This window comes from Peribacillus sp. YIM B13481 (assembly GCF_042787985.1).
Taxonomy (GTDB): domain Bacteria; phylum Bacillota; class Bacilli; order Bacillales; family DSM-1321; genus Peribacillus; species Peribacillus simplex_A.
In genome coordinates, this window is record NZ_JBHZPE010000019.1 from 69,943 (window position 1) to 80,645 (window position 10,703).

General features: G+C 40.7%; 6 protein-coding genes. 2 read left to right on the forward strand and 4 right to left on the reverse strand.

Going from position 1 to position 10,703, the window contains the following annotated elements; genetic code table 11:
* Positions 1 to 127: 127 nt before the first annotated feature.
* Positions 128 to 550, reverse strand: coding sequence for a pyridoxamine 5'-phosphate oxidase family protein (locus tag ACFX4X_RS13120; RefSeq protein ID WP_061462194.1), 423 nt, complete (start codon positions 548 to 550; stop codon positions 128 to 130).
* A gap of 183 nt (positions 551 to 733) precedes the next feature.
* Here ACFX4X_RS13120 and ACFX4X_RS13125 point away from each other — a divergent pair, with 183 nt between their 5' ends.
* Together ACFX4X_RS13125 and cphA are read left to right on the forward strand one after the other, a co-directional pair.
* A complete protein-coding gene (locus ACFX4X_RS13125; protein ID WP_089364148.1) occupies positions 734 to 1,546 on the forward strand; it encodes a cyanophycinase in 813 nt (270 codons plus the stop codon).
* Positions 1,543 to 4,164: a cyanophycin synthetase gene (cphA, locus tag ACFX4X_RS13130; protein ID WP_377383995.1), complete on the forward strand. Its 2,622-nt coding sequence runs from the start codon at positions 1,543 to 1,545 to the stop codon at positions 4,162 to 4,164. Before ACFX4X_RS13125 ends, cphA begins: the two co-directional genes overlap by 4 nt.
* 128 nt (positions 4,165 to 4,292) lie before the next feature.
* Here the strand turns inward: cphA and ACFX4X_RS13135 are convergent, their stop codons facing one another.
* The 3 genes from ACFX4X_RS13135 to ACFX4X_RS13145 all read right to left on the reverse strand — a co-directional run bounded on the left by ACFX4X_RS13135 (position 4,293) and on the right by ACFX4X_RS13145 (position 10,149).
* The gene (locus tag ACFX4X_RS13135; protein WP_377383998.1) at positions 4,293 to 8,618 is read right to left on the reverse strand and encodes a S8 family serine peptidase; all 4,326 of its coding nucleotides are present in this window, start codon (positions 8,616 to 8,618) and stop codon (positions 4,293 to 4,295) included.
* Between the two features lie 424 nt (positions 8,619 to 9,042).
* Positions 9,043 to 9,828: a membrane protein insertase YidC gene (gene yidC / locus ACFX4X_RS13140; protein ID WP_289320777.1), complete on the reverse strand. Its 786-nt coding sequence runs from the start codon at positions 9,826 to 9,828 to the stop codon at positions 9,043 to 9,045.
* 27 nt (positions 9,829 to 9,855) lie between these two features.
* Positions 9,856 to 10,149: a hypothetical protein gene (locus tag ACFX4X_RS13145; RefSeq protein WP_061462197.1), complete on the reverse strand. Its 294-nt coding sequence runs from the start codon at positions 10,147 to 10,149 to the stop codon at positions 9,856 to 9,858.
* Positions 10,150 to 10,703: the final 554 nt, after the last annotated feature.

Here is a 10,703-nt window from a genome sequence, read left to right on the forward strand (position 1 = left end):
GTGAGTTTCGGTCATATACTCGTGAATTTCGCACATTTACTCGTGAATTTTGCCATTTTACTCGTGAATTTCGCGCATTTACTCGTGAGTTTCGCGCATTTACTCGTGAATGCCAAATAATAATTTTTTATAATGTTAACTCTTGTGGAGGTTGACCATTGTTGTTCATCAACCGGATGCTTTCAGGCTTAATTTGAAGGATTAAATAATTTGGATCGTTTGGACTGTCAAACCAATTTTCAAATGACTCATTCCATAATTTATCTTTTAATTCCTGTGAATCGTTAATTTTCGAGGTACCTGAGATTTCTAAGTAAGAATCGCCTAATCCTTCATTTTCATAACCAATCAGGATATGAACATTTGGATTCTTTTCAATTTCATCAATTTTTTCCGTATTTGCATTCGTTGGCGTGTATAAAGTTAATTCTTCATTAAAAAATGTCATATAGCGTGAATGTGGTTTGTTATTTTCTACAGATGATAAAACTCCTATTTTATGATCACGGATGATGTTCAATACTTTTTCTTTTAATTGGTTTTGGCTCATCTTTGCACACTCCTTTTATTTTTTACTCTATTACTTTTCCTCTCTTTTCATTAAGTTAAACAAAATTCTGCTGTTTGCCATTTTTATGAATGAAGACCTAGACAAGTTGCCATACTAGTCATTATGTGTTCTGTATAGAGCAACTTAATGATCTTAATCCATTTGTAAAGGTGAGTATGAGGAATGAATTGTGGTGAATTACTTATCATTGGCGGGGCAGAGGATAAGTGCCTTGAAGGTGAAGTATTAAATAAATTTGTCGAGCTTGCAAACCGTTCAGATGGCGGAATAGGAATATTGCCTACAGCGAGTGAAATTCCTGAGGAAGTGAGTACCGAGTATATCAAGATTTTCAGGGATTTAGGCGTGGACAGGGTGGAAGTGATCAAGCTGGATTCAAGGCAGGATGCAGACGATCCGGAGATTTGTAAACAGCTGATATCCTTTTCTGCCATCTTCATTACTGGAGGAAACCAAAGCCGGTTATCTGAGCGGATTGGAAAATCCAAATTCCATCATGCCCTTTCTAATGCCTGGCATAAAGGAATGGTGATAGCAGGGACAAGTGCTGGCGCCTCCATTTTAGGTAAGCATATGATCGTTGCTGCTGACACAATGCTGAATGATAATAAGTTAAAGGTAGAGATTGGGATAGGTTTCGGCTTCCTTGACGACCTGATAATTGACCAACATTTTTCCCAGCGTGGCCGCTTTGACCGTCTGTTAAGTGCGATAGCAGGGAATAAAGAAATTATGGGTATTGGCATTGATGAAAATACAGCAATTTTAGTTAAAGAAGGATATTTTGAAGTATTTGGCCAACATCAAGTATTAGTTCTTGATGGCAGCAACAGTGATTATATCAATATCACATCTTCCGATAATGGCAGTGAAGAGTTGACTCTCTCGGGATTTAATCTTCATGCACTTACCAGGGGATACCGCTTTGACCTGCTTACCAGGAAATTGTTGATGAAAAAGGGGATCCAACCATGATTATCAATCGAGTCCGTTATTTAAAAGGACCTAATTATTTTGCTTATACACCAACGATTTGCATTGAATTGGATATAGGGGAATTGGAAGAGAAACCATCTGATTCGATTCCTGGATTCAATGAAAAATTATTGAGGACGCTCCCGAACCTGGGAAGCCATACATGTTCAAAAGGGTATCGAGGCGGTTTTGCTGAAAGGCTTAGAAAAGGTACATGGATGGGACATATTTTAGAGCATATGACGATTGAGCTTCAAAACTTAGCTGGAATTGATGCCATTCGGGGAAAAACGGTAATGATGGAAAAGAAGGGTCATTATTATGTAACCTTCGACTATAAGGAGCCTCAGTCAGGTCTTCAAGCTTTTTTAGCAGCAAAAGATATTGTGGAAGCCATCCTGAATGGTGAAAACCTTATAAATGTACAATTTTATGTAAAACAAATAGAGCAGCTATATTATAAAAATAAACTGGGGCCTAGTACAGAAGCCATTTTTAAGGCTGCGCAGGCAAAAGATATCCCTGTCGAGCGAATGGGTGATGAAAGTTTACTACGTATAGGAACCGGTTCAAGGCAAAAGTATGTCCAGGCGACAATTTCTAGCCAGACTTCGAATATTGCCGTGGAGAATTCATGTGATAAATCATTGACCAAATCTATATTAAAAGGGTGTGGCCTATCTGTACCTGAAGGGGATATTGCCCATTCCATTGAAGAAATCTTTACCACAGCGGACAAGCTGGGTTTTCCACTGGTTATAAAACCGTATAACGGTAGACAGGGAGAGGGTGTCATCACCCATATTAAAAATAAGGATGAACTATTCAATGTAGTCAATTGTTTGGAGCCACATGTGGAGAAGTACATTGTCGAACGACATATTGAAGGACATGATTACAGGATATTGATAGTAAATGGAGAACTTATAGCTGCTAGTTTAAGGCTTCCTCCCTATGTTATTGGAAACGGTAAGGAAACGATACGCAAGTTGATAGAAAAGGAAAATCGTAATGCATTGCGTGGAGAAGGTCATGAAAAACCGATGTCAAAAATCCCCCTTACACATACCGTGACGTGTTATTTGGAAAAATCGAACCGAACACTGGATACAATTCCGAATCAAGGAGAAGTGGTTCAAGTTGTCGGCAATGCAAATCTTTCGACTGGTGGAAAGGCAATAGATGTAACGGACCAGGTCCATCCAACCATTAAGAATATGGCACGTGCTGCCGCAAAAGCAATCGGTTTGGATATAGCCGGAATAGACTTGATCTGTGAGGATATCTCAAAATCAATCGAACATTCACGGACTGCGATAATCGAGGTGAACGCTGCACCGGGAATTCGAATGCATCACTATCCGAGTGAAGGGAAAAAAAGGGATGTAGGCAAAGCCATTATCGATTATTTATTTCCGACACGGGAAGTGGCGGCGATACCGATCATCGCGGTGACCGGAACAAATGGAAAAACGACAACGACCCGATTGGTTCATTATTTTCTTTCAAATGAAAATACGAAGGTAGGAATGACGAATTCCGATGGAGTATATATCGGCGATAAGGTATTGGATCAAGGTGACTGCAGTGGCCCGGTCAGTGCAAAAATGGTATTGGCACATCCTGAAGTTGATGTAGCTGTATTAGAAACGGCACGGGGCGGGATTCTGCGTGAAGGTCTGGCATTTCGTCAGTGTGATGTTGGCATCATTACAAATGTTAGTGAGGATCACCTCGGCCGTGATGGAATTGAAACATTGGATGATCTCATAAAATTAAAGAGGCTGGTAGCCGAAATCGTTCAAAAAACAGGCTATTGTGTGCTGAATGCAGATGATCCGAATGTAGCTGCCATGGAAGCTTTTACAGATGGGGAAGTGATTTTTACTTCTACAGATGCCACCCAGCCTCAGGTGAAGGCCGCCATTAAGAGAGGATGTAAAGTTTGGTTTGTCAATGAACAAGGTATGATCTGCCATTCATCAGATGGTGTCATTTCTCAGTTTATGGATTGCACGATGATTCCAATAACGATTTCCGGCAATGCACGTCATAATATCGCCAATTTACTTCAGGCGTTAGCCGCAGCCCAAACCCAAGGCATATCCATGGAAGAACTAAGAAGGAAGGCTGTCACGTTTATGCCTGATACGAATTTGTCCAAAGGGCGTTTCAATTTAAAAAAGTTGAATGATCGAACGATCATCATTGACTATGCCCATAATGAAGCGGGATTAAAGGCCATATTCGAAACGGTCAGTGCCTATAACAAAAATCGTCTTATCACTGTTTTGGCAGGGCCGGGGGACCGCATTGATGAAGAGCTCATCAGACTATCCAAGGTGGCGGCAATGAATTCTGATCTGTTCATCATTAAAGAAGACGATGATTTGCGGGGAAGGGAGCCTCTCGAAGTAGCGAGGCTGCTTAAGGAAGCTGCGGTAGAAGCAGGGTTACATAAAGATCAGGCATTTATCGTTCTTAATGAATTGGACGCATTCGTAAAAGCTTGGGAAACATCACAACCTGGTGATCTATTATTGTTCTTCTACACGGATTTTGAATATGTAGAGCGGTTTTTCGAAAAAGTTGCGACAAATCCATTGCCAAAAAAATAAAAGAAAGTGCATTACCAGGGCGAAATAATCTGGAATCAAAATGATATCAAAAGCTAATTTTCAGTACCATTATAACATTTGAAAGCCATGCTTCCCATTTTCATGAAAGGGAAGCATGGCCTTTGCACTTATTTATTAGCGTTAATCCATAGGATGCCAGTCGCTTTTTGTGTTGTGATATTTCCATGACCATCTGCAGCTTTTACTTCCACAACGGCACCAGGTGCCTTTACATTCGCTGTTGCAGTATAGTAGCCAACATAATGTCCTGAAGATGTTTCTTTCATCGGCAATTCAGTTGCATTTGCGATGCTCCTTGCATTTGTCAAAGGCATCAGTATCGAGAAACTGGTTGTTAGTCCGGGTTCACTGTCAAATTCGATTTTGACCGATTCGCCGCTTTTCAAGATCTTATCTTCTTTCGGCAATAAATCAGTTATTTCCGGGGCGATATACTTTGCATCGATCGAGACGGATTTTGTGCTTTTATTGCCTGCCTTGTCCAGTGCGACTACCTTAATGTAATTGATACCTTCATTCAACATTAGTCGATAGGAAAAGGTGTTGTCTCTCACAGTAGCTTTCTGACCATTTACTTTGACATTATTAAGGTTTTCATCCGAAATCGTACCTGTAACGATTACCGATTCACGGTTGGTTTTGGAACCGTCTGCAGGTGCAGTAATTGCAAGTTCCGGTTTAGCCGTATCCAATATCACTTTTACAGATGGAGAGGCCTCAGTAGAACCTTGACTAGTTCGAGCTTTTGCTGTCAAAGTATTTTCACCATTCCTTAATGTGACTGGAACAGTGAAGGTTCCTGTTTCAGTTGAGTCAGTACTTGCTACTTTCTCACCTTTGTTAAAAATATCTACCTTTGTTGCAGGTGCGGATATACCTTCAACTGTTACTTCTTTTTGATTCGAATACGCATTGTCTTTAGGAGAGGTAATTACAGGTTCCTTCACTTCGTAATTGACAGTGGCACGAATCATGTAGTTTCCTTCCTCAGTTGGTGATTGCGACCATGAACCACCGACACCCTGCCAGCTTCGTCCTGCATTAGGTCCATCTTCATCTGTACCTAATCCTGGAGCATTCGGATTGGCCTTCGATTGGGTATAAACAATAAAGAAATCACCCTCAACCATGATTCCATGCTCGCTCAGATCAATATGTGTCCATTGACCGTCACGCAACGCAGTCTTATTGAAAGGACCTGCGATTTTTTTACCTGGCGATCCTTCTGTTCCTGAAGCATCATATACAGAAACTTGGAATTCAGTCCCGCCCGGAACAGGCCATGTGGTATCCCAGAAGCGTAAGAGAGCGCCGGTTACATTTGCCGATTTATTTCCCGAAGCTAGCGACATCTTTACTGCCCAGCTGTTTCCTGCCGCATTATAGGCACGGGCATTTTCTGCTGTTCCGTCGTCATACTTAATCTCATCTGGGTACCCGATGAACGGTTTCAGTTCAATATCTTTCGTGGAGTTATTACCGTCCGAAATCGTTACTGATGCTTCATTGCCGTAATAAGAAGGAGCCATGACTTTCAAGGTGTATTTACCTTCATAAGCAGTTAAGGAGTATTCACCCTTTGAATTTGTGGTAACCGGTTTAATGGCAGCATCTTCAAGAAGGTAAACTGTAGCACCAGAAACTGGTTCACCAGAAATTTTGTTGGTAATTGTACCGTTGATTGTACCTTTGGGAATTTCTTGAAGTGTAAAGTTCGCAGTTGATATGTCATCCTGTTCTACGTTGACTCTTGCTGTTTGCGATAGATACCCATAAGTTTCTGCTTGCAAAGTGTATGAACCTGATGCATGTGTTAGTTGGTAGGAACCATCTTGTGGGTTTGTATACACAGATCTTCCTGTTTCTAAAACACTGACCTGGGCCTGCAATGGAAGAAGTAATGGAGCAGGCTGTGCTTTTTTAGGGTCACTTTTCACTTTTTCCGCAATGGGCTTAATTTTATCAGGATCAACTTTCGGTTTGGCTGAAACGGAAGAGTCAGACTTGTTTATACCTAATCCTGTTTTAGCTTTTGCAGATGGTTGAAGGGCAGTATCAGCCAATTTAACATCATCAATATACCAGCCAGGTTTTTGGACTGAACCATCAGATGTTACATTAAAGGCAATATAGATTCGTTCTCCAGCATATTGGCTAAGGTTTACTTCACCATCAATCCAACTATTGGACTTATCGTTAAAACGAGCTGCTTGAACCCAGTTCGTTCCATCTTTAGAGATAAATAAATGGGCGAAATCATAATTCTTTTCAAGTTCGTACCAATGTTTAAATTGTAAATAGCTTGTCCCTTCTGGAACATCGATTGGAGGCATCTGCAGACTCATGTTGGCACCATTGGAATAGTTTCCAGCAAGATTTGTTGCATAAACCTTTTGACCGGAAGATGCAGAACCTGGTCCGCTGGACGGAACGCCCCAATCCCAGTCATTATTCGTGCCAAATGAGCTCCATCCAGTTGTTGGTTTCTCTTCGAAATCCTCTGTATAACCTAATCCAATTCCAGGCAAAAGATCGATGGTATAATCATCTGTAGCTGTCTCTGAACCACCGAAGTCTATAGCGGTCCATTTATAAACGATGGTATCTTCCGTCAACTCCGAACCCGGAATAGTAGCCTCAAACGTTCCCGATTTATGGTCACCGTCAGATTTTTCACCTTTGATTTCAGCCCAAGTTCCATCGGCTTTTTGATAGCTAAGGGTAACGGAAGTGACACTTACATTATCAGACACTTCAGCCTGAAGCGATAGATTCATTTTTTTATACGACTTTTCTGGTGCTTGATGCGAAATGACAGCTGCTTCTGAGTCATCTCCAGACTTGGTTACTTTTCCTTCAATTTTCCCAAGTCCGCTTACAACTGATGAAACTGCATCAAATGCATTTACAAGGCCATAGCCATAGGCATGGTTGGGCGTTACTGGATAATTATTGTCTGTCAATGGAGTAGCAGTTGTTAGTAAGATTTCCTCAAGTTGGTCAACTGTTAAGCTGGCATTTGTTTGTCTTAATAGAGCAGCAACCGCTGAAATGTGAGGACCTGCCATAGATGTCCCGTTCCATCCGCCTTCATATGAACCGCCAGGAACGGCAGAACGAATGTTGACGCCTGGTGCAGAAATATCCGGTTTAATTTCTCCGTAGGGTGATGGTCCGCGTAAGGAAAAACTGCCGACTTTATTGTTTAGGTCGGTTGCTCCAGTGGCAAATGCCTCTGGATAGTTCGCTGGATTCGCTACTGAACCAGCACCGCCTGGATTTGATAATGTAGTGTTTCCTGCAGAAAATTCCGGGAATATCTCTGCAGCTTTCCAGGCTTGTACCATTGGACGGTACCACTCATCGAGACCTGCTCCGCCCCCCCAAGAGTTATTGACAACATCAGGTGTTTTCTCAGGATGGGGATTTCCAGAAGCATCTTTCGGAGCGATAACCCATTCTCCTGCCTCTAATAAATCTATGTCTGACCCGCCATCTTCAGAAAACGCTTTAACGGAAATGAATGTGGCACCTGGGGCAACTCCGATTTGATTTGCACCATTTGGTTCAGAACCTACCATCGTACCGATTGTATGTGTTCCATGACCCAAGTCATCATAGGGAGCGGCTTGTCCGCCAACTGCATCAAACCAATTATATTCATTGTTTGGCACGTCTGGATTGGCAGGATTATACCCGCGATACTTTGTTTTCAGTGCTGGATGGTTCCACTGAACTCCTGTATCGATAGAAGCGATAACCGTACCCGCACCATCAATGCCCATATTCCAGACAGCAGGTGCTCCGATTTTTTCGATATTCCATTCAACGGAAGATGTTTCTGCTTTCGTTTTACTTGCGCTTGAGCTTTTAAGGGCTTTCGAAGCGACAGTCTTGCTTGCCGGCGTAATAAGCTGTCTTGTTTCATTTGGCATAATTTTTTCTACTTCGGGGAAAACTGCGATTTGCTCCATAACATCCTTTGTGGCTGTCACGGCAATCGCATTAACAATATAAAAAGATTGAAAATCCTTTGCATTACCGGCTTTTTCTTGCTTTTTTAAGTAGTTCTTAATATTGACTTGTGTTTCAAGAGCAGTAGCACGAAGCTCGGAGACTACACTTGATCGTTTAAGTAACTTTGAATTATTTGCAGATAATTTTTGTGATTTTGCTGTTTTTGCAGCTTTTGAGGATACGTCCTTGGTGTCTACTTGTTCTTTGAATTTAACGAGAAATGTCACCTTTTCGTTTTTTTCATATTGGGAAAGTACTTTTGCGGCGATTTTCTTTTGATTCTTTCCCGATAATTCATCTTTAGCGGAAGTATGAAGTTTATTAGATGCTGCTGTGATGGAGCTTGTCGGCAGAATGATCGATCCAATAAGTATGATCGTGAATAATAAACCTAACCATTTTCTTTTGTTTTGCAAGTTTTTTCCTCCTATTCCATTTTCAAAGAACAAAAAGCGACCAGCCTATACCCAATTTCCCCTCCTTTCTAAATAATTGGCCACTACGTAGAACCATGTTAATGATAACCAATAAACATATGAGAAAAATGTCATATTTTGGAATTAAAAATGCTATTTCGTGAAAATGAACACATTGTAGGAAGAGTGTGGATGGAAAAATAAGGGAAAATACCTCTGGTTTGAAAAGAGAACGGAAGGAATATGAAAAAAACATGCTATTCTACGGGTGTCGAAAGGACTCTTTTTTATTTCAAAAATAAAAATGGTAATAAAGGTTCAAAATGTCTTGTTTACTATTTGTTATATAGACGGCAATCTTTACTCGAGACATGTCAGTGAATGAAAAGTCCTTGAATGAAAAAAAAAGCTAATCCAATTTGGATTAGCTTTTTTTCATAACCGTTTCATTCTTCGTAGGCACATTGGCATGATCTTTTTTATAAACTCGTTGCAGCACGATGGACTGAACAATCATGAATAAACCTCCGATTGACCAATACAGTGGCAATGCTGCAGGAGCGGAGAAAGAAATGAATAAAATCATCACTGGTGAGAGCAGGCTCATCACCTTCATTTGTTTCTGCTGTTCTTCCGGCATTTGTCTCATGGAAATGACTGATTGGAAATAATAGATGACACCAGCGATAATCGCCATGGCAATATTCGGCTGGCCAAGGCTGAACCAAAGGAAATTATGGGTCGCAATTTCATGGGAACCTTGAATCGCATAATAAAAGCCCATTAGAATCGGCATTTGGATTAAAAGCGGCAGACAGCCCATATTTAGCGGATTGACTCCGTGCTTTTGGTATAGCTGCATCATTTCCTGTTGCAGGGCCTTTTGTTTAACTGGATCCTTAGTCTCTTTAATTTTCTGCTGGATTGCTGCCATTTCTGGTTTCAGCCCATTCATCTTCGTTTTCATGCTGAGCTGTGTTTTATATTGCTTGGCAGTCAGTGGAAGCAAGACTAGACGGATGAGAAATGTCATCATAATGATACTTAAACCATAGTTACCATTAAATATATCAGCATTGAATTCAAGCATTTTTGTCATGGGGTTAACCAATGCTGTATGAAATGGGCCGCTCGTTGCTGCAGAGCATCCTGTCAAAAGGGTCGTAGCTAAAAATAGGACGGTAATTAGTAACATGCTTTTCTTCTTCAAAATAATTCCTCCTCGAATTGTAAGTGGTTAAACAACAATAAGGAGGCTTGGTTCATCTGAATCATCGAGTGAATCCTTTTGCTTTTGCCGGATAAATGTGAAAAAGCGCTGTGCACCCCGCCAGTCAAAAATGCTGCATGCTTGAACAGGGGATTTACCTTTATCTGAGTGAATCGAAGCTTGATATTTATCATTCAAAAGCGATTGCTTTTTATTTAAGAAGTAAAACGCAGCCAGTGGAAAGACAAAGGTCAATAAGTAACCTGCCCATACCGCATGACGAACGGTCTGATAATCGAATTCTAATAATAATTCCCACATAGGAATCCCTCGTTTTTTCTAAGATAAAAAAATTTAGTTCCGCTGGCCTCCACGTTGATTTAGGGGCCAGGAATGACTATCTTGATTTAATGAGTTTAAATCATTAAGAACACTATATCAAATTTTAGTGCATGAAAGCTAAAAAATATAGGGTTATTTTCAAAAAATACACAGGGAATATTTTCTGGAATATTAATTTGACATTAAGCGTCTTGCAGAATACAGATCGTGAATGTAATTCGAGCGAAGATTGCACAAATGGACATTCGTCTACATATGGATAAAAGGAAGTTCAAATATGAGGTGAAGAAGTATAAAACCGACCGATACAATCGACCAAAATAACGGTACCGAAAACTCCGTGTCAGGTAAAAGATGGAGACGAAGCCACCAGCGATGGGCCTATTATGGAACGGACGCGCATGAAATACCATCATTTCAATGTTTTAAAAAACCAATCCGCGCATGAGGGATTGGTTTTTTATTTTGGCTCTTTTCGTAAAGATTGTTGTTTTTAAAACGAAACTATTTAAGGTTGATTGGAGCGGAAGTGC

Excerpts from the sequence above, each read along its gene's own strand:
- ACFX4X_RS13145 (WP_061462197.1), bottom strand. The coding sequence starts at position 10,149 with ATGTGGGAATTATTATTAGAATTCGATTATCAGACCGTTCGTCATGCG.
- ACFX4X_RS13120 (WP_061462194.1), bottom strand. The coding sequence starts at position 550 with ATGAGCCAAAACCAATTAAAAGAAAAAGTATTGAACATCATCCGTGAT.
- ACFX4X_RS13125 (WP_089364148.1), top strand. The coding sequence starts at position 734 with ATGAATTGTGGTGAATTACTTATCATTGGCGGGGCAGAGGATAAGTGC.
- cphA (WP_377383995.1), top strand. The coding sequence starts at position 1,543 with ATGATTATCAATCGAGTCCGTTATTTAAAAGGACCTAATTATTTTGCT.